Origin of the sequence: Microbacterium sp. TPD7012 (genome assembly GCF_003075395.1) — a bacterium.
Classification (GTDB): Bacteria; Actinomycetota; Actinomycetes; order Actinomycetales; family Microbacteriaceae; genus Microbacterium.
Genome location: NZ_QDFV01000003.1, coordinates 153464 through 177583, shown reverse-complemented (window position 1 = coordinate 177583; position 24120 = coordinate 153464). Strand labels below are relative to the sequence as shown.

Here is a 24120-nt window from a genome sequence, read left to right as displayed (position 1 = left end):
AGGCCCCATCAGAGACCGGCGGCGCGGCGCAGCTCTTCGACGCGGTCAGTGCGCTCCCACGTGAAGTCGGGAAGCTCGCGGCCGAAGTGGCCGTAGGCGGCGGTCTGCGCGTAGATGGGACGGAGCAGATCGAGCTGCTCGATGATGGCCTGCGGGCGGAGGTCGAAGACCTGCTCGATCGCCCGGATGATCGCCTCGTCGGTCACCTTGCCGGTGCCGAAGGTCTCGACGTAGAGACCGACCGGACGCGCGACGCCGATCGCGTACGCGACCTGCACCTCGAGGCGGTCGGCGAGACCGGCCGCGACCGCGTTCTTCGCGACCCAGCGGGTGGCGTAGGCCCCGGAGCGGTCGACCTTGGACGGATCCTTGCCGCTGAACGCGCCGCCGCCGTGACGGGCAGCTCCGCCATAGGTGTCGATGATGATCTTGCGTCCGGTGAGACCGGCGTCGCCCTTGGGACCACCCGTGACGAACGGACCGGCAGGGTTGATGTAGTGCGTGACGTCGCTCAGGTCGAGGCCCGTGGTCGCGAGGATCGGATCGATGACGTGCTCGCGCACCTGCGCCTTCAGCTCGTCCTGGGAGATGTCGGGGTGGTGCTGCGTGGAGAGCACGACCGCGTCGACGGTCTTCGGCGTGAAGCCGTCGTAGCCCAGCGTGACCTGCGTCTTGCCGTCGGGACGGAGGAACGGCAGCAGACCGCTGCGACGCACCTCGGTCAGGCGCTCGGCGATGCGGTGCGCCGTCCACGCGGCCATCGGCATGAGCTGCGGCGTCTCGTTGGTGGCGAAGCCGAACATGATGCCCTGGTCGCCGGCGCCGAGCGCGTCGAGCGGATCGACCGACGAGCCGTCGCGGTGCTCCTGCGCGTTGTCGACGCCGTGCGCGATGTCGGTGGACTGCTCGCCGACCGAGATGCTGACACCGCAGGAGTCGCCGTCGAAGCCGGTCTCGCTCGACGTGTAGCCGATGCCGTTGACGACCTGTCGCACGATCGTCGGGATGTCGACGTACGCCTCGGTGCGGATCTCACCGGCGACGTGCACGAGGCCTGTCGTGACGAGCGTCTCCACCGCGACCCGGGAACCGGGGTCCTTCGCGATGAGCCCGTCGAGGATGCTGTCGGAGATCTGGTCGCAGATCTTGTCCGGGTGCCCTTCGGTGACGGACTCGGACGTGAACAGACGCAGCGCGCTCATCGGTGCTCCAGAACGGGGACGGACGGTGGGAGGGGTGTTGCCCCCATTCTGGACCGCGGCACCGACAGTGCGGCGCCGCGGTCTCGAATATCACTCTGCGTGACGCAGGCGGAGCTTGTCCTCGTTGATCTCGTGCAGCGCGATGGTGAGCGGCTTGTCCTCGACCGAGGAGTCGACCAGCGGGCCGACGTTGTCGAAGAGGTTGCCCTCGTGCAGGTCGGAGTAGTAGTCGTTGATCTGGCGCGCGCGCTTGGCGGCGTAGATCACGAGCTCGTACTTGGAGTCGACGCGGTCGAGAAGGTTGTCGATGGGGGGATCGATGATGCCCTTGGTGTGGTGTCCGGCCATGGTGGGACCTCCAGATCAGGCGACGGGTTCGTCGCGAAGACGGTGCAAAGGCGCGCGAAGGTGACTCAGCGCGCAGAGCCTGAGGACAATTCTACGACCTCACGGGCGGCGGCGGCGACGTCCTCGTTCACGATGAGGTGATCGAACTCGTTCTGGGCGGCCAGTTCGACCTTGGCGGTGCGCAGTCGCCTGGCGCGTTCCTCCGCCTCCTCGGTGCCCCGCCCGACCAGGCGGTGCACCAGTTCGTCCCAGCTCGGCGGGAGCAGGAAGATGAGCGTGGCGGCCGGCTCGGCGCGTCGCACCTGCCGGGCACCCTGCAGGTCGATCTCCAGCAGAACGGTCCTGCCTTCGGCCAGCGCCGCGTCGATCGGCGCCCTCGGCGTGCCGTAGCGGGAGCGGTTGTGCACCACCGCGTACTCGAGGAGCTCGTCGTCGGCGATCAGGCGGTCGAACTCGGCGTCATCGACGAAGAAGTAGTGCACGCCGTCGATCTCACCCGGCCGCGGAGGCCGGGTCGTCGCCGACACCGAGAGGTGGATCTCGGGATTGTGCTCACGGATGTGGGCCGCGACGGTGCCCTTGCCGACCGCCGTGGGACCGGCCAGCACGAGCAGACGGCTGCGTGCGCCGCGCGGCTCGAGCACCGGGAAGCGGGAATCGAGCCAGGTCTCCAGCACGACGCGCTGACGGGCGCCGAGCCCGCCGAGACGCTTGACCGGGGAGATGTGCAGCTCCTCCAGCACGCGATCGCGCTTCCCGGCGCCGATGGCGGGGAGAGCGAGCAGGAAGTCGGTGATCCGCATGGATCCCTCGACCGAGTCCGCATCCGCGGTGGCGCGATGCAGCACCGTCTGCGGTGCCACGACGCGCATCGTGAGATCGCGCTTCAGCGACGCCCTGGCGCGTCGGCGCTCGACGGCCCGGCGTGCGGCCGCCGCGCGGTCGACCTCGGGAACGGTCCGAAGCGGTTCAGACACCGACGACCTCCCGATACTCGGCGACGCGATGGGAGATCGCCGCGGCGAGACCCTCAGGACCGGCGGAGAGGATGCTGCGGCTCTCGCTGGCGATCACGGCATCCGCCATCGTGCCGAAGCGTGCGCGGAGGTCGGCGGGCGTCGCCCCCTGGGTGCCGAAACCGGGCGCCAGGATGGGGGCGATCGGGCCGAACGGCGTGATGCCTGCCTGATCCCAGTCGACCGTCGCGCCGATGACGAAGCCGAAGCTCCCCCACGCCCCGGGCTCGACCAGGCCCGCGTTGCGCGCCGACACCTCGCCGACGATCTCCGCCGACACCGTCAGGCCGGTGGCCCCGATCGCACGCTGCACGCCCGCGGCCTCGGGGTTGCTGGTCGCCGCGAGCACGAACACGCCCTTCTCGTGCTTCGCCGCGAGGGCGAACGTGCCGTCGAGCGCTCCGACGCCGAGGAACGGGTTCACCGTGAGGGCATCCGCTTCCAGAGGCGCGCCGGGCGTCAGCCAGGCGCGGGCGTAGTCGTCCATGGTCGAACCGATGTCGCCGCGCTTCGCGTCGGCGATGACGAGCAGTCCGGCGGCGCGGGCCGCTGCGAGCACGTCTTCCAGCGCCGCGATGCCCTGCGATCCGAAGCGCTCGAAGAACGAGACCTGCGGCTTCACGACCCCGACGCGCCCCGCGGCGGCATCGACGGTGCGCAGCCCGAACTCGCGCACCCCGGCGGCGTCATCACCGAGGCCCCACGCGGCGAGCAGCTCGGCGTGCGGGTCGATGCCGACGCAGAGGGGACCGCGGGCGTCCAGCGCCCCGCGGACCCTCGCACCGAAGCTCTGACTCACAGCGCTGCCGCCCGATCGATCGCATACTCCTGCAGACTCTTCACCTGGAAGCCCTCGTGCGCGGCATCCATACCGCTGACGGCGGCGCCGAGCACCGCCATCGTGGTGAACAGCGCCTTGTCGGCAGCGACCGCCGCCGCACGGATCTCGTAGCCGTCGGCACGGGCCGCACCACCGGAGGGCGTGTTCACGACGATGTCGATCGCACCCTCGTTGATCAGGTCGACGATGTTCTTCGCGCCGGACTCCTGGGTCTCGCTGTACTTCTCCACCACGGTCACCGCGATGCCGTTGCGCGAGAGGATCTCGGCGGTGCCCTCGGTCGCCACGATCGTGAAGCCGAGCTGCTGCAGGCGGTGCGCCGGCAGGATCACCGCGCGCTTGTCGGAGTCGGCGACCGAGATGAACACGGTGCCCGAGGTGGGCATGCCGCCGTAGGCCGCTGCCTGGCTCTTCGCGAAGGCCGTCGGGAAGTCGCGGTCGATGCCCATGACCTCACCCGTGGAGCGCATCTCCGGGCCGAGCACGGAGTCGACCGTCTTGCCGTCCGCCGTGCGGAAGCGCTTGAACGGCAGCACAGCCTCCTTGACCGCGACCGGGGCGCCGAGCGGGACGCGGGAGCCGTCCTGCTGCGGCAGCATGCCCTCGGCACGCAGCTCCGCGATCGTGGAGCCGGTCATGACGCGGCTCGCGGCCTTCGCCATCGGGATGCCGAGCGCCTTGGACACGAAGGGCACCGTGCGGCTGGCGCGGGGGTTCGCCTCGATCACGTAGAGCACGCCGGCGCTGATCGCGAACTGCACGTTCAGCAGGCCGCGCACGCCCACGCCTTCGGCGATGGCGAGGGTCGCCTCGCGCACACGGTCGACATCGGTGCGTCCGAGTGAGACCGGAGGGAGCGTGCAGCTGGAGTCGCCGGAATGGATGCCGGCTTCCTCGAGGTGCTCCATGACGCCGCCGATGTAGAGGTCGGTGCCGTCGTACAGCGCGTCGACGTCGAGCTCGATCGCATCGTCCAGGAAGCGGTCGACGAGCAGGGGCTTGCCCTCCTCGATGACGACCTCGCCGGCGGTGCGCACGAAGTAGTCGCGCAGCGATGCCGTGTCGTAGACGATCTCCATGCCGCGGCCGCCGAGCACGAAGCTCGGGCGCACGAGCACGGGGTAGCCGATCTCCTCAGCGATGCGCACGGCACCCTCGACGTCGATCGCGGTGCCGTTGCGCGGGGCGACGAGCCCCGCCTCGTCGAGCAGGCGCGAGAACAGCTCGCGCTCCTCGGCGAGATCGATGGCGGCGGGGCTGGTGCCGAGAACGGTGTAGCCGGCCGCCTCGATCCCCTTGGCGAGTCCCAGCGGGGTCTGTCCGCCGAGCTGGCAGACGACGCCGAGGATCGTGCCGCTCGCGGCTTCCGCGTCGAGGACCTCGAGCACGTCCTCGAGCGTCAGCGGCTCGAAGTACAGGCGGTCGGACGTGTCGTAGTCCGTCGAGACCGTCTCCGGGTTGCAGTTGACCATGACGGTCTCGAACCCGGCGTCCGACAGCGCGAACGAGGCGTGCACGCAGGAGTAGTCGAACTCGACGCCCTGCCCGATGCGGTTCGGGCCCGAGCCGATGATGACGACCTTGGTGCGCTCGGAGGGGGCGACCTCCGTCTCGAAGTCGTAGCTGGAGTAGTGGTAAGGCGTCAGAGCCGGGAACTCCCCCGCGCACGTGTCCACGGTCTTGTAGACCGGGCGGATGCCGAGACCGTGACGGACGCCGCGGACCTCGGGCTCCGTCGTGCCGCGGAGCTCGGCGAGCTGCGCGTCGGAGAAGCCGTGCTCCTTCGCGTAGCGGAGTGTCGCGGCATCCAGCTCGGGCGCCGTGCGCACGATCTCGGCGACCTCGTTGATCAGCACGATCTGGTCGAGGAACCAGGGGTCGATCGCCGTGGCGTCGAATGCCTGCTCGACGGTCGCGCCCTTGCGAAGCGCCTGCTGCAGCGTGACGATGCGGCCGTCCGTCGGGATCTTCGAGATCTCCAGGAGCTCTTCGAGCGAGCGCTCCTCCGTGCCCCAGTGGAAGCTCGAACCGCGCTTCTCGAGTGAACGGAGCGCCTTCTGCAGCGCGGTCGCGTAGTTGCGACCGATCGCCATCGCCTCGCCGACCGACTTCATGGTCGTCGTCAGCGTCGCGTCAGCGGCCGGGAACTTCTCGAACGCGAATCGCGGCACCTTCACCACGACGTAGTCGAGCGTGGGCTCGAAGCTCGCCGGGGTGACTCCCGTGATGTCGTTCGGGATCTCGTCGAGGCGATAGCCGAGCGCGAGCTTGGCTGCGAGCTTCGCGATCGGGAAGCCGGTCGCCTTGGAGGCGAGGGCGCTCGACCGGGAGACGCGCGGGTTCATCTCGATGACGATGATGCGCCCGTTCTCGGGGTTGACGGCGAACTGGATGTTGCAGCCGCCGGTGTCGACGCCCACGGCGCGGATGATGTCGATGCCGATGTCGCGCAGCTTCTGGTACTCGCGGTCGGTGAGCGTCAGAGCCGGTGCGACCGTGATCGAGTCTCCCGTGTGGACGCCGACCGGGTCGACGTTCTCGATGGAGCAGACGACGACCGTGTTGTCGGCGGTGTCGCGCATGAGCTCGAGCTCGTACTCCTTCCAGCCGAGGATCGACTCCTCCAGGAGGACCTCGGTGGTCGGCGAGTCGCGCAGCCCCGCGCCGGCGATGCGGCGGAGGTCGCTCTCGTCGTACGCGAATCCGGACCCCAGGCCGCCCATCGTGAAGCTGGGGCGCACGACGAGCGGGTAGCCCAGCTCATCGGCCGCCGTGAGCACCTCGTCCATCGTGTGGGCGATGCGGGAGTCGGCGACGTCGGCGCCGGCATCCAGGACCAGCTGCTTGAAGATCTGACGATCCTCGCCCTTGTTGATCGCCTCGAAGCTCGCGCCGATGAGCTCGACGTCGTACTTCTCGAGTATGCCGTGGTTGTGCAGCTCGATCGCGGCGTTGAGCGCCGTCTGCCCGCCGAGGGTCGGGAGGATCGCGTCGGGACGCTCCTTCGCGATGATCGTCTCGATGACCTGCCAGGTGATCGGCTCGATGTACGTCGCGTCGGCGAAGTCGGGGTCGGTCATGATCGTGGCAGGGTTGGAGTTGACCAGGATGACCCGGACGCCCTCCTCGCGGAGCACGCGGCACGCCTGGGTGCCGGAGTAGTCGAACTCGCAGGCCTGACCGATGACGATCGGACCGGATCCGATGACGAGGACGGAGTTGATGTCGTCGCGCTTGGGCATTACTTGCTGTCCTTCTGAGTCGCGATGACCAGGTCGCGGAACCGGTCGAAGAGGTAGTTGGCGTCATGAGGGCCCGCGGCGGCCTCGGGGTGGTACTGCACCGAGAAGGCGGGGATGTCGAGCGCCCGGAGGCCCTCGACCACGTTGTCGTTCAGTCCGACATGGCTGACCTCGACCTTGCCGTAGCCGTTCGGGCTGTCGAACGTCCCCTCCAGCGGGGCGTCCACCGCGAAGCCGTGGTTGTGCGCCGTGATCTCGACGCGGCCCGTGGTCTTGTCGAGGACCGGCTGGTTGATGCCGCGGTGACCGAACGGCAGCTTGTAGGTGCCGAGCCCGAGAGCACGGCCGAGCAGCTGGTTGCCGAAGCAGATCCCGAAGAACGGGAGGCCGTCGTCGAGGACCGCGCGCAGCAGCTCGACGTGATCGCCGGATGCGGCAGGATCGCCGGGGCCGTTCGAGTAGAAGACGGCGACCGGGTCGATCGAGCGGATCTCGTCGATCGTCACGTTCTGCGGGAGAACGTGCACCTCGAAGCCGCGGGCGGCCAGGTTGTCGATCGTGGCCTGCTTCACCCCGAGGTCGAGGACCGCGAGGTTGCCGACCCGCTGTCCCATCGCGGTCGTCACGGTCGCGACGTCCACCGACACCTCGGCGGACAGGTTCCGCCCTGCCATCTCGGGTGCCTCGCGGACGATGCGCAGCTGCTCCTCCGCGTCGAGAGCGGCATCCGCGCCGGAGAAGACCCCGCCGCGCATCGATCCGGCCGAGCGGATGTGACGGGTGATCGCGCGCGTGTCGATCCCGCTGATGCCGACGATGCCGTCGTTCAGCAGCACCTCGTCGAGGGATGCGTTCGCGCGCCAGTTCGAGACGACGCGAGAGGGGTCGCGGACGATGTAGCCGGCGACCCAGATACGGCGGGACTCGGCGTCCTCGTCGTTCATGCCGGTGTTCCCGATGTGGGGTGCGGTCTGCAGGACGATCTGACCGGCGTACGACGGGTCGGTGATCGTCTCCTGGTAGCCGGACATGCCGGTCGCGAACACCACTTCGCCGAGGGTGCGACCGCGCGCGCCGTACGCACGACCGGTGTGGCGGGTGCCGTCTTCCAGGACGAGGACGGCGGTTTCGGGCAGGGAGGTCATCGTGTGGCTCCTGTGTCGGGGGCAGCGGGAACGAGCCGCTGCAGTTCAGAGATGAGGTTCTTCGGGTCGCCGGTGGCGAGGCGCAGGTAGGAGTCGACGACCGTGTCGTCGTCGACGTTCCAGGCGATGCGGATGAGCCCGCCCGGCTCGACGACGCGATCGATCGTGACGGTGGCCCTGTCGACGTGCACGAGGCGGGACGAGGCGAGGAACACCGTCGGCGCGCCGTCGAGGCAGAGCGCGACACCCCGATCCGTGACCGCGAGCTCACCGCGGGCGCGGTAGATCAGCGGCGAGACCGCCAGCCGCTCCAGCGGCTGGTCGTGTCGCGTCGTCGAGACGTACAGCACCTCGTCGCGGCGGGCGACCTCCGCGTGCTCCGGGACTCCGAGCGGTGCGGTGAGACCGGAGTCCCGGCGCAGTCGTCGTCGCCACGCGAACAGCATCGCGAGCAGGATGAGCACGGCCACGGCGATCATGATCGCGATGGCGAGTTCGCGCGTCACGCGTTCAGCTCCTCGACGACCGCGCCGCCGTCGACCGTGAGCGTGCCGCCATGGACGGTGAACTCGACCCGTCCGGGGAGCGCGCGACCGAGGTACGGCGAGTTCACGCTGCGCCCGTGGAGGTCGGCTTCCGTGAAGACACCGGCGACCGAGGGGTCGTAGAGGGTGATCTGCGCGGCAGCCCCGACCTCGAGGGGCGTTCCGTGTCCGGCGAGCCGTCCGATGCGCGCGGGAGCCGCGCTCATGACCCTGGCCACGTCGGCCCAGCCGATGAGCCCGGTCTGCACCATCGACTGGTGTACGACGCGCAGCGCGCTCTCGAGGCCGACCATGCCGTTCGCGGCCGCCTGCCACTCGCAGGCCTTGTGCTCGCTGGGGTGCGGGGCGTGATCCGTCGCGACGATGTCGATCGTGCCGTCCGCGAGTCCTTCACGCACGGCCAGCACGTCCTCCTCCCGCCGCAGCGGCGGGTTGACCTTGTAGCGCGCGTCGTAGCCGCGCACGAGCTCATCGGTCAGCAGCAGGTGGTGCGGTGTCACCTCGGCGGTGACCGCGATGCCGCGCTTCTTGGCCCAGCGGATGATGTCGACCGATCCGGCCGTCGAGAGGTGGCACACGTGCAGCCGCGAACCGACGTGCTCGGCGAGGAGCACGTCGCGGGCGATGATCGACTCCTCCGCGACCGCGGGCCATCCGGCGAGACCCAGCTCCGCCGAGACGGTCCCCTCGTTCATCTGCGCGCCCTCGGTGAGCCGCGGGTCCTGCGCGTGCTGCGCGATCACGCCGTCGAAGGACTTCACGTACTCGAGGGCCCGGCGCATGATCAGCGGGTCGAACACGCAGAAGCCGTCGTCGCTGAAGACGCGCACTTGCGCCCGGGAGGTGGCCATGGCCCCCAGCTCGGCGAGACGCTCGCCCTTCTGGCCGACCGTGACGGCGCCGATGGGCTGCACCGTGGCGTATCCGGCGGCCTCGCCGAGCGCGAGCTCCTGTTCGACCACGCCCGCCGTGTCGGCGACCGGCGACGTGTTCGGCATGGCGAAGACGGCCGTGAAACCGCCGGCCGCCGCCGCCCTCGTGCCGGTGAGGATCGTCTCGGATGCCTCGTAGCCGGGCTCGCGCAGATGCGTGTGCAGGTCGACGAGGCCCGGCAGTGCGACGAGTCCGTCGGCGTCGATGACGCGTGCACCTGCGCGACTCAGGCCGCTGCCGATCTCGGTGATGACACCGCCTTCGACGATGATGTCGGCGCTCTCCGCACCGAGCAGCTGTGCACCGGTGATGACGAGGGTCTCGCTCACAGGTCTCCCCCTCGTTCGTCGTCTCGTTCTCCTGCCAGCAGCAGGTACAGCACCGCCATGCGGACGGACACTCCGTTGGTGACCTGCTCCAGCACCGTCGAGCGGTCGGAATCGGCTGCTTCGGAGGAGATCTCCAGTCCACGGTTCATGGGTCCGGGGTGCATGACAATGCTACCGTCCGGGAGCCCGGCCACACGCCGTGCGTCGAGCCCCCAGCGGCGCGAATACTCCCGCTCAGTCGGGAAATACGCCGCGTTCATCCGCTCGAGCTGGATCCGCAGCATCATCACGGCGTCCGGCCCCTCCGCCAGTGCCTCGTCGAGGTCGAAGACGACCCGGACCGGCCAGAGCGACACGTTCTGCGGCACGAGCGTCGGCGGAGCGACGAGAGTCACGGATGCGCCGAGGGTGGTGAGGAGCCAGACGTTCGAGCGCGCGACCCGCGAATGCAGCACGTCGCCCACGATGACGATCCGGAGTCCGGCGAGATCGCGCCCGCGGCAGTCGGCGCCGAAGCGGCGCTTGCGGATCGTGAAGGCGTCGAGCAGCGCCTGCGTCGGGTGCTCGTGCGTGCCGTCGCCGGCGTTCACCACACCGGCCGAGATCCATCCGCTGGTCGCGAGCGTCTGCGGGGCGCCGGATCCGGGATGACGCACGACGACGGCATCCGCGCCGATGGCCTCCAGGGTCTGCGCCGTGTCCTTCAGGCTCTCGCCCTTCGAGACGCTCGAGCCCTTGGCCGCGAAGTTGATCACGTCCGCGGAGAGGCGCTTGGCGGCAGCCTCGAAGGAGATGCGGGTGCGGGTCGAGTCCTCGAAGAAGAGGTTCACGACCGTCTTGCCGCGGAGCGTCGGGAGCTTCTTCACCTCGCGGGACTGGGTGTCGGACATGTCCTCGGCGATGTCGAGGATGCGGAGGGCTGTCGCCCGGTCGAGCGTGCGGGTGTCGAGGAGGTGTCTCATTCGCCGATCGTCACCTCCTCGGCCCCGTCGTTCTCGGTGAGGCGCACGTTGACCCGCTCGGAGCGGGCGGAGGGGATGTTCTTGCCGATGAAGTCGGGCCGGATCGGGAGCTCGCGATGACCGCGGTCGACGAGGATCGCGAGCCGCACGACGGCCGGTCGTCCGATCGACTGGATCGCGTCGAGCGCCGCGCGGATGCTGCGACCGGAGAAGAGCACGTCGTCGACCAGCACGACCGTCTTCCCGTCGATCCCGCCGTCCGGGATCTCGGTCGGGTGCGGGGACCGCGTCGGGTGCTTGGCCAGGTCGTCGCGGAACAGCGTGACGTCCAGCGCGCCGACGGCGACCGGGGTCTGCGCGATCTCGCCGATCAGGCGCGACAGGCGGTGGGCGAGAGTGACGCCGCGGGTCGGAATGCCCAGCAGGACGAGGTTCTCAGCCCCTCGATTCGACTCGAGGATCTCGTGCGCGATACGGGTCAGAGCCCGCGATACGTCGGCTTCGTGCAGCACGGTGCGTGCGCTCATCAGCCGCTCCCTTCTCCGCCTCACAGGACGGTGTTAAAGGTTGCTTGTGGCTTCAGTCTATCGGAGCGGCTCAGGCTCCGACGACCTCGACACCGCGTTCGCGGGCGATGTCGGCCAGCCGCCGGTCGAAGGTGGCGAGGGTGGCGCCGAGCATGATCGCTGCGGCGAGGACATAGGCGTCGGGAAGCTTGAGTCCGGTCTCGGCGCGGAGGCGAGCGACCCTGAGGGGTTCATCCGTCGCAGGCGTGAGACGTTCGACTCCGAGCCTGGCATGATCCTCGAGCGCCTCGCTCTCGCGCTGCTCGCGGACAGGCCACACCAGCGTTTCGGCGAGAGTCACGGGGTGCAGGACCAGATCCTCCTCAGTGTCGAGTATCTCGAACGCATCTGCCGCGTGGGCGTCGCCCTCGGCCCAGAAGGAGATGAGCACGTTGGCATCGAGCACGATCACTCCGGCCAGTCCTCACGCAGTTCCGCGAGATAGCCAGGAGGATATCGGTACTTGCCTCTCGTCTCCTCGAGAACCTTGCGACGCTCGGCGCGTCGAGCCGCGCGTTTCGCCGTGAGCGCTTCCACGCCGCTCTCAGCGAGACGGGCCACCAGTTCAGACCGCGAAGCTCCCGGCCATTCCTGTGCGGCGAGCTCGAGGCCCGCGGCAAGCTCCGGGCTCTGGGTCACCTGAATGCGAGGGAGTGTCGTCGCCATGCCGCAAATGTACCACTCGATGGCGAGGTGGTACCAGCTCTCTCACACTGCGGGGCGAAGGGCTCCCTCGATGACCTCGTCGATCTTCGACGAGCGGATCGGGTGGCCGCTCGTGGTCAGGCACCGACCGGTGTTCAGGTCCCACTTCCAGTCGTGCATGCTGCAGGTGAGGACGCCGTCCTCGTCGACCTTCCCCGTCTTCGTGAGGTCGGCGCGCAGGTGCGGGCAGCGACGCTGCACGAGCCAGTCCCCGACCTCGGCATCCTCGGTCTGATCGGTCTGCTCCTGGTACCAGTTCTCGACGTACTCGATGCGGTCGACCGACAGGCACTTGAGGAACGTCGTCAGGAACTCGTTGAACTTGCCGCTGCGACCCACCTGGAACTGCATCGAGAGGAAGATCGAGTTCGACCAGTCGATCTCGCGGTCGCGGATGTTGGTCGAGACGAGATCGGCGGGGATCGTGTACCAGTAGATGCACTCCTCCCCCGCGTATTCACGGACCTTCGCCCGCGGGAAGTCGACCACCATGTCGAGCTCGCCGATCTTGAACCTCACGCATCCTCCGACGCCGAGCCGGATGGTGCGCGACTTCTTCAGCAGCGGCTCCCACCACGCCTTGAGGGTCTCGAGCATTTCAGCAGGCGGGATGATCTCGGCGCGCGAGGCCTCCTCGTCGCGGATCTCCTGCTGCCTGCTGGCCCGCTGCGATTCGAGGTAGTCCCACTTCTCATCGAAGATGTGGGCGATCTCCGCCTCGGTGTAGAGGGACTGCTCGGTGCTCACCGACGCACCCTCGACGGTCACGACCGTCCCCGGGACGAACAGGTGACCGTCGTACTGCGGAGCGAGTTCCTTCATGTGCGCGAGGAACTGCTTCTGGTCGGTGAAGATCGACTCGCCGTTCCTGCCGACGCCGTTGAAGTCGAACAGGTCGTCCCGCAGGAACATGGGCGGGCCGGCCATCGGGAAGACGTGCGTCGCGTCGACCTTCTCGATGTAGTACATCGCCCGCTTGTTCTGCGCGTCGCGCTTGAGCTTCGCGAAGTTCTGCTTGGCGTCGAGCGGCAGGTCGTAGACCATGGGCCACCAGATCGCGCCCGAGACCTGCGTGAAGTAGGCATCCGGCTTGCCGAAGCCCAGCAGCTTCTCGAGGTCGAGGGGGTGCGAGTCGTTCTGGTTCAGAACGGATGCGGTGCCGTCGTCCACGCTCAGCGAGGAGTCGCCGATCGGGCCGTCGCTCGGGGCGCGCAGCGGCGTGATCATGATCTTCAGCTCGCCGCGGTGGATGATCTCCCCCGCCGGCGCGTAGGTGATGTTCGTGTACCCGAGCGCGCGGATGTCCTGCTCGAGATCGTCGATCGGGTACTCCGGCAGCAGCACCTCGATGTCCTTACGGATGTACCGCTCGAGCAGCTTCGGGTCGAAGTGGTCGCGATGGCGGTGCGAGATGTAGAGGAAGTCGGCCTCACGGCCGAAGCGCTCCCAGTCGAGGCCGCGATTGTCCGGGAACGGGAACCAGGATCCATAGAACGAGGGTCCGAGGACGGGGTCGCAGATGATGTTCCCGCCGACCGTCTCGATGAACATCCCGGCGTGGCCGAGTCCCGTGATCCGCATTGCATTCCTCTCGAAAGTGAACCGTAAGAGTCTACCGACGGCCTCCTGGGCGCCCGCGGAGACCAGCCGTGAATACTCGACCCGACGGTGGTCGGGGCGACGCGCTAGTCGTCGAAGAGGCCGCGGATGTCGTCGGCTGTGAGGGACTGGGCGAACAGCTCCTGGTCGTCCATCACTGCCGTGAAGAGGCGGGCCTTGCGCTGCTGCAGTTCGCGCACCTTCTCCTCGATCGTCCCGGCCGAGATCATGCGGTACACGAAGACCTGACTGGTCTGGCCGATGCGATGCGTGCGGTCGATCGCCTGCGCCTCGGCGGCCGGGTTCCACCAGGGGTCGAGCAGGAACACGTAATCGGCCTCGGTCAGGGTGAGTCCGAATCCGCCGGCCTTCAGGCTGATGAGGAACACGACCTGCTCCCCCGACCGGAACCCGTCGACGACGTCCTGCCGGCGGCGGGTAGACCCGTCGAGATGGGCGTAGGGGATGCCGGCGGCGTCGAGGCGGGCGGCAGCGAGGTCGAGGAACGAGGTGAACTGGCTGAAAACGAGCGCCCTGTGCCCTTCGGCCTGCAGCTCCACGACTCTCTCGAGCAGGGTGTCGAGCTTGCTCGAGCCGATGTCGGGGTCGTTCTCGTCGACCAGTCCCGGGGCGAGGCTCAGCATCCGCAGCAGGGTCAGGGAGCGGAACACGATGAAGCGGTTGCGATCCAGATCGTCGAGCAGTCCGAGCACCTTCTGGCGCTCGCGCTGCAGCACCACGTCATAGAGGGCGCGGTGGGCGGGGCTCAGCTCCACCTCGAGCACCTGCTCCTGCTTGGGCGGCAGGTCGGCTGCGACGATCTCCTTCGTGCGGCGGAGCATGAGCGGACGGATGCGGCGGCGCAGCTGCTCGAGGCGACGACGGCGGTACTCGCCGCCCTCCTCGTTCTCCGGGACCTTGCCCTTCTCGATCGGCTGGATGTACCGATCGCGGAACCGGCGCGCCGACGGGAACAGACCGGGAGCGGCGAGCTTCAGCAGCGACCACAGGTCGGAGAGGCTGTTCTCCATCGGAGTGCCCGTGACCGCGTACGTCACGTCCGCGCGGAACGTCGAGATCGCCCGATGCAGCTTCGTCTTCGGATTCTTCACGAACTGGGCCTCGTCGAGGATGAGCCCCGCCCACTCGACGCCGGCGAACTCCTTCTCGTCGAGTCGCGCCACCGTGTAGGAGCTCACGACGACGTCGACCCCGGCGGCGGCATCCGTCAGCGAACCGCGACGCGTTCCGCTCGTCGTGTCGACGAGCGCCACCCGCAGCTCGGGCGTGAAGCGGGCCGCCTCGGTCTTCCAGGTGCTCAGCACCGAGGTCGGAGCCAGCACGAGGAACGGCCGCCGCTCGCCCCGGTCGCGCGTGTGCTGCACGAAGGTGAGCAGCTGCAGGGTCTTGCCGAGCCCCATGTCATCGGCCAGGATCCCGCCCAGCCGATGCGCCCAGAGGAAGGCCAGCCAGTCGAACCCTGACTTCTGGTACGGACGGAGCTCGGCGCGGAGCGACGGCGGCACGGGCGTCGCGGGCACGCCGGTCGCCTGGCGGAGGCCCTCGGCGGTCGAGCGCCAGCTCACCGCCGGCTGCGCCTCGTCGGCGAGATCCTCGAACTCCTCCCAGAGATCGGTCTGGTAGCGGCTGATCCGCGGACCGGTCTCCCACTCGTCGAGCTCGCCCGCCTCCTCGATGAGCTCGCGCAGACGATCGAGCGCCGGATGATCGAGGGTGAAGTAGCCGCCGTCGGAGAGCAGCAGCTTCTTCTTCCCTCTGCTGAGCGCCGTGAACAGGGGCCCGAACGGGATGCTCCGCCCGTCGATCGTCACGATGATCCCCAGATCGAACCAGTCGGAATCCGTCGTCTCGACCGTCGAGACCGTCACCTCGGGAACGCCGGTGAGCTCGCGGTACTCCTTGCGCGTGCCGGTCGTGACCACCGTGACCCCGGCAGCCTCGAACGCGGGCACGACCTGGGCGACGAAAGCCGCAGCGTCGATGTCGTGGAACGAGCCCGAGGGCGCGAACCGGTTCGTCGTGTGCTCGTGCCAGACTGTCTCGAGCTGGGCACGCCGCGCCGCCTCGGCCTCCGGATCGCGGACAGCGGTCCGACCGGCCGCGAACGGCACCGTCCCGAATCCGCGGTACGACCAGGCGAACGAGTAGCTGACGACATCCCCGCGTTCGAAGGCGACGTTCAGCACGGGCTCCGGCGCGGGGATCTCCGGCAGTGCGACGTCGCCCACCGTCTGCACGGCCGTGCGCCGCGCGAGCAGCGGGTAGGCCTCGGTGACGAACGCCTCCTCCTCATCGGCCGGGACCACGATGGGCCGCGGCGCCTCGAGGAGAGCCCGCACCTGGTCGCTGAGCGGCACCTCGGCGAGAGTGATCTGCATCCGGCTGCCCATGAGGACCGCTGAGTACACCCCGGATCGGCCGATCGGATGCACGGAGGACGCGGAGACCTGCTGACCGTCGATCGTGGCATCCGCGGCGACCGTCAATGCGCCGCCGTCGTCGCGGGCGATCGTCGCCGAGATCTCCGCCGCATGGGCGAGGCGCACGGTGGCGTTCTTCTGACTGGTCACCATCGGGATGCCGAGAGCCGCACCCGCGCGCAGGTGTCCCCACAGGAGTCCCGACTCGATCTGGTCGACGACCAGCCAGTCGCCGGCGTTGCCGGAGAGCAGCGAGTCGCGCGAGATGCTGAGCAGATCGCCGAACCAGCGGGTCTGGCTGCGCCCGAACTGCGCCGCGTCCCGTCGCACCGTGTCCCAGCCGGCGTGCCCCTGGATCCAGGCACCGGTCTGCTGGCTGCGCATCAGCGGTCGGATCGCCAGGAGCAGCTCGCCGGTCGACCGGGCGAGGTCTCTGGGCGTCGCCGGTCGCACGGCACGCGGTGCCCAGTGATTGTCGCCGCGCGGCTCACGGTGTCGCAGCTCCACCCCGAGCGCCAGCGCACGGGTCTGCGCGGTGACCGCGGGATCGACCAGCGCACGCCAGGAGGGCGCGGCAGGGGGCGCGGGGGCGGGAGCGGCCACGGCAGGTTCGACGACTCGCGCGCCGCTCTGCTGGGAGTACTCGTGGACGTTCGAGGCGAGCAGGGCGGCGACGACGTGCTTGCAGGCGGAACGCACGGGGCACGAGCACCGCGTGGATCGGACATGCCGCTTGCCGTTCGACGACACGAAGCCGACCTCGACCAGGTACTGCGCGCCCTGGCTGCCCTTCACATGGCCTTCGAGCTCCTGCAGGTCCTCGTCCCAGACGAGGTCGAGCACGTTCCCTTCACGGAAGTACGCGAGCCCGCGCGCGTACCCACCGGCGTCCGTGATCTGCATGAGGTCGCGGAGGTCGACGTGCGGTGCGGGCATGCCCGTATCCTTCCCGCGGCATCCGACATGGAGACCGCGACTCGGACGAACCGATCAGGAGGCGCGGGCGACCCGGGCGAGGACGCCGTGCACGAAAGCACCGGAATCGTCGGTCGAGAACTCCTTGGCGAGCTCCACCGCCTCGTCGATGGCCACGGCCGTGGGCACCGCGTCGTTGTGCAGGATCTCCCACACGCCGATGCGGAGCAGGGCGCGATCGACCGCGGGCATCCGCTCGAGCTTCCAGTCACGGCTGTGCGTGGTGATCTGCTCGTCGATCTCGTCGCGCTGGTCGATGATGCCGTCCACGATCTCGCGGGCGTACAGCCAGGAGGCTTCGCGCGCGGGCTCGCTCGCGGCGCGCTTCGCCTCGGCGGCGAGGGTGACCGAGAGGTCGTCGCCGCGGACGTCGGCGGAGAAGAGGATGTCGAGAGCGCGCTTACGCGCCTTCGTGCGGGCGCTCACGCCTTACTTCTCGCGGCCGAGGTAGTCACCCGTGCGGGTGTCGACCTTGATCCGGGTGCCGGTCTCGACGAACAGCGGGACCTGCATCTCGTAGCCGGTCTCGACGGTGGCGGGCTTCGTGCCGGCCGACGAGCGGTCGCCCTGCAGACCGGGCTCCGTGTACGTCACCTCGAGGATGACGGAGGCGGGCAGATCGATGTACAGCGGGTTGCCGTTGTTCAGCGCGATCGTGACCTGCTGGTTCTCGAGCAGGAAGTTCTTCGCGTCGCCCACGGTCGCCGCACCGACGGTGATCTGGTCGTAGTCGGAGGTGTCCATGAAGACGAAGCTGTCGCCGTCGGCGTACAGGTAGGTGAAGTCGCGGCGGTCGACGTTCTCGATGTCGATCTTCGCGCCCGCGTTGTAGGTGCGGTCGACGACCTTGCCGGACACGACGTTCTTCAGCTTGGTCCGCACGAACGCGCCGCCCTTGCCGGGCTTGACGTGCTGGAACTCGATGACGTTCCAGAGCTGTCCGTCGATGCTGAGAACGACGCCGTTCTTGATGTCTGCGGTAGATGCCATGCGCTGAGAGTTCCGTTCCTGAGTCTGTGGGGCCGGCCTCTCCCGCGCGATACAGGCAGGGCCGACAGTCGATTCTACGGGATGCGCGGGCGCGGCCCGGAAACGGACGTCTCAGAGCGAGCCGACGAGCTCCCGCACGGCGTCGGCATAGCCGTCGATCCCCCGGCCGATCACACGCACGGCGGCGACATCGTGGAGGTAGGAGTGGTGACGGAACTCCTCGCGGGCGTACACGTCGGAGATGTGCACCTCGGCGAACGGGAGCGCCACACCCGTGAGCGCATCGCGGAGCGCGACCGAGGTGTGCGTGAGCCCGCCGGGGTTGATGACGATGCCGACGCAGTCCTCGCGTGCCGCGTGGATGGCGTCGATGAGCACGCCCTCGTGATTGCTCTGGATCGCACGCACGTCGTAACCCAGCGCACCGGCGGCCTCGGCGGTCAGACGCTCGACGTCGGCGAGAGTCGCCGTGCCGTACACCTCGGGCTCACGCGTGCCGAGCAGGTTGAGGTTGGGGCCGTTCACGAGGAGCAGGCGCGGATTCGCGGTCACGATGACACACTATCCGCGGACACGAGCGGACGGCTCATCTCGAGCTCGGGTCCGATGGATCCGGTGAAGCGCAGGCCGGTCTCGACGAATCCCGCGCGGCGATACGCGCCCTGGGCCCGCTGATTGTCGACGTGCACGTCGAGGACGAGCGCGGCGTCGCCCAGAGAGCGCGCCCACTCAGCCGCCGCGCCGAGCAGCGCATCGACCGTGCCGCCGGCCCGGTTCTCGGAACGCACGAAGACGCCGACGACATCGCCGCGGGCGACGGAGACCTCGCGCCCGTGGTGGTCCGTCTCACCCGCCTTCCACCGGATCACCGTGACGGTGCCGACCCACTCGGCATCCCGCTCGGCGACGAACTGCGCCACGCCGTCACCCTCGGCGGCGTTCGCGGCACGATCGTGCCAGAACTCGTCCGGGTGCGCCGCCTCCGTCTCGTAGGAGTGCAGGAACGCGATGGAGGCGTCCGGGTCGCGGACCGCGTCGAGGCGCAGATCGCGGACCCGCTCCCCCTCGTCCGCGCGCACGCGCCGGATGACCATGCTCACGCACCGACCTCCTGGTAGGCGGCGAAGAGCAGCGACTCGTCGGGGGCCTGCAGCACGGTGGGCTTCGCGATGTCGTCGAGCAGGATGAAGCGGAGCATCCCGCCGCGGCTCTTCTTGTCGCGCTGCATCGTCGCGAGCAGCTGCGGCCACGCACCGGCGCGATACGTGGTCGGCAGGCCGAGGGATTCCAGCACGGTCCGGTGCCGCTCGGCCGCGGTGTCGGACAGACGCCCCGCCAGACGCGAGAGCTCCGCCGCGTAGAGCATGCCGACGGACACCGCCGCGCCGTGCCGCCAGCGGTAGCGCTCCGCGTGCTCGATCGCGTGACCGAGGGTGTGGCCGTAGTTGAGGATCTCGCGGAGGCCCGCCTCGCGGAAGTCGTCGGAGACGACCTTGGCCTTCATGTCGATGGCGAGCTCGACGGCGCGGCGGAACTCCTCGGTCGTCGGGTCGACGGCCCGCGCGGGATCCGCTTCGACGATGTCGAGGATCTCCGGCGCCCAGATGAATCCCGCCTTCACGACCTCCGCGAAACCGGCGGTGGCCTCGTTCGGGCTGAGGCTGGCGAGCTCGTCGAGGTCGCCGATGACCGCGGCCGGCGCCCAGAACGCGCCGACGAGGTTCTTGCCCTCGGCGGTGTTGATGCCCGTCTTGCCTCCGACAGCCGCGTCCACGAGTCCGAGCACCGTCGTGGGCACCTGGATGAGCTGCACCCCGCGCAGCCACGTCGCGGCCACGAAGCCCGCGAGGTCGGTCACCGCGCCTCCGCCGTAGCCGATCACGGCATCGCTGCGGGTGAAGTCCGCCTGTCCCATGACCTGCCAGCAGAAGGCCGCCACCTCGACGCGCTTGCCCTGCTCGGCATCCGGGATCTCGGCGAGAAGCACCTCGCGCTGTCCGTTCTCGGTGTCGGCGAGCAGACGGTCGCGCAGCTCGGCGGCGCGAGCGGCGAGCGTCGGAGGGTGCACCACGAGGATCTTGCGCACGGTCGGCGCGAGCGCGGCCGATACCTGATCGAGCACACCCCGTCCGATGGTGATGTCGTACTCGTCGTTCCCCGTGACACTGATGGTCGTCGTGCTCATCGCTGTTCTCTCCTCCATGCCACGATCTCGTCGGCAATCCTCTGCATCGGGCGTCGCGACGTGTCGAACGTCGTCGAGGCCACCTCGTCGTACCAGTCGCGCCGTTCCTCGAAGATCCGGATCCAGCGGTCCACAGGGTCCTCCCCCGCCAGCAGCGGACGGCTCCCGCCGCGGATGCGATCGGCCACCGCATCCGCGCTCACCGTCAGGAAGACGACCGGATGCTGTCGCAGGAGCGCGCGCGTGCCGGCATCCGTCACCGCGCCGCCGCCGAGCGAGATCACCCCGCCCTCCGACAGCGCGGCGGCCACAGCGGCGCGCTCCAGTTCGCGGAAATGCGGCTCCCCGTGCTCGGCGAAGATCATCGGGATCGGGCCGTGCGCGGCGACGATCCGCTTGTCGGTGTCGATGAAGGGCACGCTCAACCGGCGCGCCACGCGCCTGCCGACGCTGGTCTTGCCGGCGGCCATCGGGCCCACCAGCACCAGCGTGAGCGGGTCAGTCGCGCTCGTCATGCGCGATGAGCGCCGCCTCGGACGCGGGAGTCGTGCGCAGCTCCGCCGGAATGCCCGCGAGGTACCCCTCGAGGTTGCGACGCGTCTCGCGGACGCTGTCGCCGCCGAACTTCTCCAGCACGGCGCGGGCGAGCTCGACAGCGACCATGGCCTCCGCCACGACTCCGGCGGCCGGAACGGCGCAGACGTCGGAGCGCTGGTGGTGCGCGGTCGCGTCCTCCCCCGTCGCCACATCGATCGTGCGCAGTGCGTGCGGGACCGTCGCGATGGGCTTCATGCCCGCGCGGACGCGCAGCACCGTCCCGGTCGACATGCCGCCCTCCGTGCCGCCGGCCCGGTCGGAGCCACGAGAGATCCCGTCGGCCGTGGCGAACAGCTCGTCGTGAGCGGCCGAGCCGCGTCGGCGCGTCGTCTCGAAGCCGTCGCCGACCTCGACGCCCTTGATGGCCTGGATGCTCATCAGCGCCTGGGCGAGACGGGCGTCCAGGCGGCGGTCCCAGTGCACGTGCGAGCCGAGGCCCGGCGGGAGGCCGTACGCGAGCACCTCGACGATGCCGCCGAGCGTGTCGCCGTCCTTCTTCGCGTCGTCGACCTCGGCGACCATCAGCGCGGAGGTCGCGGGGTCGAAGCAGCGCAGCGGATCGGCGTCCAGCACGTCGACGTCGTCCGGGGTCGGGAGCGCCGAGCCCTCGGGCACCCGGACCGGTCCGATCGAGAGAGTGTGGCTGACGAGGCGGATGCCGAGCTCGCCGAGGAAGGAGCGGGCGATCGCGCCGAGCGCGACCCGGGCGGCGGTCTCCCTGGCGCTCGCGCGCTCGAGGATCGGACGCGCCTCGTCGAAGTCGTACTTCTGCATGCCGACGAGGTCGGCGTGCCCGGGACGCGGACGCGTCAGCGGGGCGCTGCGACCACGGGACTTGTCGGTGAGCTCCACGGGCTCGGGGTTCATGACCTCGATCCACTTCGGCCACTCGGTGTTGCCGATGCGCAGTGCGATCGGGCTGCCGAGGGTCTTGCCGTGGCGGACGCCGCCCGAGATCGACAGCTCGTCCTGCTCGAACTTCATCCGCGAGCCGCGGCCGTAGCCGAGCTTGCGGCGGGCGAGATCGGCCTGGATGGCCTCGGACGACACCGGCACGCCGGAGGGCAGACCCTCCATGACGGCGATGAGTTCTGGGCCGTGCGATTCGCCGGCCGTGAGCACGCGGAGCATTGCTCCAGTCTCCCATGCGATCAGGCCTGTCCTGCGCCGCGTTTCGTTCGGGACCCTCCGGATCAGAGCACGGCGCGCATGGCGGCCACCACAGCGGCCTCGTCGGGCAGCGCCGTCGACGGGTCGCCGTGATGGAAGATCCTGATCTGGCGCACGGCCTGATGCAGCAGCATCCCGAGTCCGGACACCACGGTGGCACCGCCCCATGCCGCCGCGAGGGCGGACGGCCAGGGGGCGTAGGCCGCATCGAACAGCGCGCCCCCTCGCGCGGCCAAGGCCGACGCGGCACCCTCGGGAAGAACGGTTCCGCTCGGGAGCGTCGCGATGGTCAGATCGGTCTCGGCCGCGACATCGTCGAGCGGGCGTGCCTCGACGGAGATGCCGATGCGCTCCCCCAGAGCGATGAGACCGGCAGCGCGCTCCGGGCGGCGCGCCGAGATCTCGACGCTCTCCGCTCCCAGATCGGCGGCGGCGACGAGCGCGGATGCCGCCGTGGCGCCGGCACCGAGGATGCGCACGGAGCGCGTCTCGGTGATCCCCGCCTCGGCCAGCGCGTCGACGATGCCGCCGACATCCGTGTTGTAGCCGGCGATGGCGTCGCCGAGCAGCAGCGTGTTCACGGCGCCCGTCAGCTCAGCATGCGCATCACGCGATGCGGCGGCACGGAACGCCTCCTCCTTCAAGGGCATGGTGAGCGACAGGCCGCGCCACCGGGCGTCGAGCCCGTCGAGGGCCTCGGCGAACGCCGCCGCATCGACCTGCCGTCGCCCGTACTCCCAGTCGAGACCGAGCACACGGTAGGCGGCCGCGTGCAGCGCAGGCGACTTCGAGTGCGCGATCGGGTCTCCCCAGACGGCGAGATACGAGGCGGTCACCGGCTCAGCAACCGCCGTCGGGATTGGCACGGCACCACTCGCGCCACTTCTCCACACCCTGCTCGTGCTCGGCGAGGGTCTCGGAGAACTGGGTCTCGCCCGTGGCCAGGTTGACCGTGACGAAGTAGAGCCACGGCCCGTCGGCCGGGTTCATCGCCGCGTCGATCGCCGCGTCGCTCGGGCTCGCGATCGGCGTGACCGGGAGTCCCGTGTGGACGTAGGTGTTCCACGGGTTGTCGTCGGCGAGTGCCTCGGCCGAGCTCGACACGACGCCCTCGTGCAGCGAGCCGTAGCCGTACTGAGCCGTCGAGTCCATCTGCAGGAGCATGTCGATGTCGAGGCGGTTCTGGATCACCCGCGACACCTTGGCGAAGTCGTCCAGGCGGCCTTCGCGCTCGATGATCGAGGCGATGGTCAGCACACGCTCCGCTTCGTCGTCCGGGACCCCTGCCGCGGCGAGCGACTCCCGCGTGCGATCGACCATCCGCTGGATGACCTGCTTCGCCGTCACCTCGGGATCGAAGGTGTAGATCGCGGGGAAGAGCCATCCCTCGAGAGACGGTGCGGACACGCCGTAGGCCGCGGGATCGGCCACAGCGGCCTCGAAGTCCGCGAGCGGGATGCCGAGCGTCTCGGCGATGTTCGCCAGCGACGAGGCGATCGTCCCGCCTTCGGTGATCGACACCGTGTTCTCGAGCTTGTTCTTCTCGTCCTTGAGAGCGGCGAGAGCGGCCTCGGCCGTCATCTTCTCCTGCAGCCGATAGATGCCGGGGTAGAACGTCACGGCGAGGTTCTCGTTGATGAGGTAGTCGTAGAAGACGTCCTCGGTCCTGGTCACGCCCGCATCGTAGAGAGCGGTCGACACCGGTCCTCCGGTGTCGCCCTCGCGGATCGTGACCATCACCTCGCCCGTCGCGATGCCGGGCTCCCAATCGGCGGCACCGCCCCAGCCGAGCGCCTCGCTGATCTTGTCGCCGTATGTGTTCCAGGCCCAGACTCCGCCGGCGGCCAGACCTCCCACGATCACCAGCACGATGGCCAGGGCGATCAGGCAGCCGGTTCGCCGCTTCTTCTTCGGCCGCCGGGCGGCGGGGTGCTCCTCATGCGGAGCGAAGAGATCGTCCAGCCCGCCGCCCAGTGGCGGGGCGGGGTCGGGAGAAGTCGACTTCGGAGACGTCGCCGCTGAGGCGGATGCATCCTGCTGCGGCGACGCTGCGGAGGCGAAGAGGGCGTCCGCGGCAGAGGGCTCGCGGCGCGCAGGCTCCGTGTTGGCGGAATCCTCGCTCGTCGACTCCGAACCCGGCGAGCCCGCCGAGTCGTGCGACTCCGAGGGCCGACCGGCGGCCTCGCGCGCGGCGCGGCGCGAACCCGGCGTCGGGGCGCTGTTGTCGACGGTCGGGATCTGACGTGTCGGGGCGGGCAGATTCTCGAACAGGTCGCCCAGGCGGGCGCCCGGATCGTGCTGGGGGGAAGCACTCTCGCGTTCGGACATG

23 protein-coding genes are annotated in these 24120 nt (G+C 69.4%); all 23 read right to left on the bottom strand.

Annotation, left to right across the window (positions count from 1 at the left end; all coding sequences use genetic code 11):
* Positions 1-8: 8 nt before the first annotated feature.
* Positions 9-1202, bottom strand: coding sequence for a methionine adenosyltransferase (metK, locus tag DC434_RS08905; protein ID WP_116634941.1), 1194 nt, complete (start codon positions 1200-1202; stop codon positions 9-11).
* Between the two features lie 90 nt (positions 1203-1292).
* Positions 1293-1550, bottom strand: a complete 258-nt coding sequence (gene rpoZ / locus DC434_RS08900; protein WP_116634940.1) for a DNA-directed RNA polymerase subunit omega — start codon at positions 1548-1550, stop codon at positions 1293-1295.
* A gap of 65 nt (positions 1551-1615) precedes the next feature.
* Positions 1616-2527, bottom strand: a complete 912-nt coding sequence (gene gmk, locus DC434_RS08895; RefSeq protein WP_116634939.1) for a guanylate kinase — start codon at positions 2525-2527, stop codon at positions 1616-1618.
* Complete coding sequence (pyrF, locus tag DC434_RS08890; protein ID WP_116634938.1) at positions 2520-3365, bottom strand: orotidine-5'-phosphate decarboxylase; 846 nt, start codon at positions 3363-3365, stop codon at positions 2520-2522. The genes gmk and pyrF overlap by 8 nt, the downstream gene beginning before the upstream one ends.
* Complete coding sequence (gene carB, locus DC434_RS08885; protein WP_116634937.1) at positions 3362-6649, bottom strand: carbamoyl-phosphate synthase large subunit; 3288 nt, start codon at positions 6647-6649, stop codon at positions 3362-3364. Before carB ends, pyrF begins: the two co-directional genes overlap by 4 nt.
* Positions 6649-7794 (bottom strand): glutamine-hydrolyzing carbamoyl-phosphate synthase small subunit, encoded by a 1146-nt coding sequence (gene carA, locus DC434_RS08880; RefSeq protein WP_116634936.1) that lies wholly within the window; start codon positions 7792-7794, stop codon positions 6649-6651. Before carA ends, carB begins: the two co-directional genes overlap by 1 nt.
* Positions 7791-8300, bottom strand: a complete 510-nt coding sequence (locus DC434_RS08875; protein ID WP_243408874.1) for a hypothetical protein — start codon at positions 8298-8300, stop codon at positions 7791-7793. The genes carA and DC434_RS08875 overlap by 4 nt, the downstream gene beginning before the upstream one ends.
* Positions 8297-9601 carry a dihydroorotase gene (locus DC434_RS08870; protein WP_116634935.1) on the bottom strand — a complete coding sequence of 435 codons (1305 nt, stop codon included), beginning with the start codon at positions 9599-9601 and terminating at the stop codon, positions 8297-8299. Before DC434_RS08870 ends, DC434_RS08875 begins: the two co-directional genes overlap by 4 nt.
* Positions 9598-10563, bottom strand: coding sequence for an aspartate carbamoyltransferase catalytic subunit (locus tag DC434_RS08865; protein ID WP_116634934.1), 966 nt, complete (start codon positions 10561-10563; stop codon positions 9598-9600). The genes DC434_RS08870 and DC434_RS08865 overlap by 4 nt, the downstream gene beginning before the upstream one ends.
* Positions 10560-11090 (bottom strand): bifunctional pyr operon transcriptional regulator/uracil phosphoribosyltransferase PyrR, encoded by a 531-nt coding sequence (pyrR, locus tag DC434_RS08860; protein ID WP_116634933.1) that lies wholly within the window; start codon positions 11088-11090, stop codon positions 10560-10562. Before pyrR ends, DC434_RS08865 begins: the two co-directional genes overlap by 4 nt.
* A 70-nt stretch (positions 11091-11160) precedes the next feature.
* A complete protein-coding gene (locus DC434_RS08855; protein WP_165808039.1) occupies positions 11161-11541 on the bottom strand; it encodes a PIN domain-containing protein in 381 nt (126 codons plus the stop codon).
* Positions 11538-11795 carry a hypothetical protein gene (locus DC434_RS19955; RefSeq protein WP_133192791.1) on the bottom strand — a complete coding sequence of 86 codons (258 nt, stop codon included), beginning with the start codon at positions 11793-11795 and terminating at the stop codon, positions 11538-11540. Before DC434_RS19955 ends, DC434_RS08855 begins: the two co-directional genes overlap by 4 nt.
* Before the next feature lie 42 nt (positions 11796-11837).
* Positions 11838-13415, bottom strand: coding sequence for a Rieske 2Fe-2S domain-containing protein (locus DC434_RS08850; RefSeq protein WP_116634931.1), 1578 nt, complete (start codon positions 13413-13415; stop codon positions 11838-11840).
* Positions 13416-13519: 104 nt separating this feature from the next.
* Complete coding sequence (locus DC434_RS08845; protein WP_243408873.1) at positions 13520-16810, bottom strand: SNF2-related protein; 3291 nt, start codon at positions 16808-16810, stop codon at positions 13520-13522.
* A gap of 54 nt (positions 16811-16864) precedes the next feature.
* Entirely contained in the window at positions 16865-17275 is a 411-nt protein-coding gene (nusB, locus tag DC434_RS08840; protein ID WP_116634930.1) for a transcription antitermination factor NusB, read from the bottom strand.
* A gap of 3 nt (positions 17276-17278) precedes the next feature.
* A complete protein-coding gene (gene efp, locus DC434_RS08835; protein WP_116634929.1) occupies positions 17279-17839 on the bottom strand; it encodes an elongation factor P in 561 nt (186 codons plus the stop codon).
* Positions 17840-17950: 111 nt separating this feature from the next.
* The gene (gene aroQ, locus DC434_RS08830) at positions 17951-18391 is read right to left on the bottom strand and encodes a type II 3-dehydroquinate dehydratase (RefSeq protein WP_116634928.1); all 441 of its coding nucleotides are present in this window, start codon (positions 18389-18391) and stop codon (positions 17951-17953) included.
* Positions 18388-18933 carry a GNAT family N-acetyltransferase gene (locus tag DC434_RS08825; RefSeq protein WP_116634927.1) on the bottom strand — a complete coding sequence of 182 codons (546 nt, stop codon included), beginning with the start codon at positions 18931-18933 and terminating at the stop codon, positions 18388-18390. Before DC434_RS08825 ends, aroQ begins: the two co-directional genes overlap by 4 nt.
* A gap of 2 nt (positions 18934-18935) precedes the next feature.
* Positions 18936-20024: a 3-dehydroquinate synthase gene (gene aroB, locus DC434_RS08820; protein WP_116634926.1), complete on the bottom strand. Its 1089-nt coding sequence runs from the start codon at positions 20022-20024 to the stop codon at positions 18936-18938.
* Positions 20021-20539, bottom strand: coding sequence for a shikimate kinase (locus tag DC434_RS08815; RefSeq protein WP_116634925.1), 519 nt, complete (start codon positions 20537-20539; stop codon positions 20021-20023). Before DC434_RS08815 ends, aroB begins: the two co-directional genes overlap by 4 nt.
* Positions 20523-21752 (bottom strand): chorismate synthase, encoded by a 1230-nt coding sequence (gene aroC / locus DC434_RS08810; RefSeq protein WP_116634924.1) that lies wholly within the window; start codon positions 21750-21752, stop codon positions 20523-20525. Before aroC ends, DC434_RS08815 begins: the two co-directional genes overlap by 17 nt.
* A gap of 62 nt (positions 21753-21814) precedes the next feature.
* Positions 21815-22657, bottom strand: coding sequence for a shikimate dehydrogenase (locus DC434_RS08805; RefSeq protein WP_116634923.1), 843 nt, complete (start codon positions 22655-22657; stop codon positions 21815-21817).
* On the bottom strand, positions 22632-24119 hold the full coding sequence (gene mltG, locus DC434_RS08800; protein ID WP_116634922.1) for an endolytic transglycosylase MltG: 1488 nt from the start codon (positions 24117-24119) through the stop codon (positions 22632-22634). The genes DC434_RS08805 and mltG overlap by 26 nt, the downstream gene beginning before the upstream one ends.
* Position 24120: the final 1 nt, after the last annotated feature.

What these genes read in the sequence shown, in the direction of transcription:
- DC434_RS19955 (WP_133192791.1), bottom strand. Translation starts at nt 11,795, where the DNA reads ATGGCGACGACACTCCCTCGCATTCAGGTGACCCAGAGCCCGGAGCTT.
- DC434_RS08850 (WP_116634931.1), bottom strand. Translation starts at nt 13,415, where the DNA reads ATGCGGATCACGGGACTCGGCCACGCCGGGATGTTCATCGAGACGGTC.
- DC434_RS08845 (WP_243408873.1), bottom strand. Translation starts at nt 16,810, where the DNA reads ATGCCCGCACCGCACGTCGACCTCCGCGACCTCATGCAGATCACGGAC.
- DC434_RS08825 (WP_116634927.1), bottom strand. Translation starts at nt 18,933, where the DNA reads ATGGTCATCCGGCGCGTGCGCGCGGACGAGGGGGAGCGGGTCCGCGAT.
- efp (WP_116634929.1), bottom strand. Translation starts at nt 17,839, where the DNA reads ATGGCATCTACCGCAGACATCAAGAACGGCGTCGTTCTCAGCATCGAC.
- DC434_RS08815 (WP_116634925.1), bottom strand. Translation starts at nt 20,539, where the DNA reads ATGACGAGCGCGACTGACCCGCTCACGCTGGTGCTGGTGGGCCCGATG.
- DC434_RS08865 (WP_116634934.1), bottom strand. Translation starts at nt 10,563, where the DNA reads ATGAGACACCTCCTCGACACCCGCACGCTCGACCGGGCGACAGCCCTC.
- rpoZ (WP_116634940.1), bottom strand. Translation starts at nt 1,550, where the DNA reads ATGGCCGGACACCACACCAAGGGCATCATCGATCCCCCCATCGACAAC.
- carA (WP_116634936.1), bottom strand. Translation starts at nt 7,794, where the DNA reads ATGACCTCCCTGCCCGAAACCGCCGTCCTCGTCCTGGAAGACGGCACC.
- pyrR (WP_116634933.1), bottom strand. Translation starts at nt 11,090, where the DNA reads ATGAGCGCACGCACCGTGCTGCACGAAGCCGACGTATCGCGGGCTCTG.
- metK (WP_116634941.1), bottom strand. Translation starts at nt 1,202, where the DNA reads ATGAGCGCGCTGCGTCTGTTCACGTCCGAGTCCGTCACCGAAGGGCAC.
- carB (WP_116634937.1), bottom strand. Translation starts at nt 6,649, where the DNA reads ATGCCCAAGCGCGACGACATCAACTCCGTCCTCGTCATCGGATCCGGT.
- mltG (WP_116634922.1), bottom strand. Translation starts at nt 24,119, where the DNA reads ATGTCCGAACGCGAGAGTGCTTCCCCCCAGCACGATCCGGGCGCCCGC.
- aroC (WP_116634924.1), bottom strand. Translation starts at nt 21,752, where the DNA reads ATGCTCCGCGTGCTCACGGCCGGCGAATCGCACGGCCCAGAACTCATC.
- aroB (WP_116634926.1), bottom strand. Translation starts at nt 20,024, where the DNA reads ATGAGCACGACGACCATCAGTGTCACGGGGAACGACGAGTACGACATC.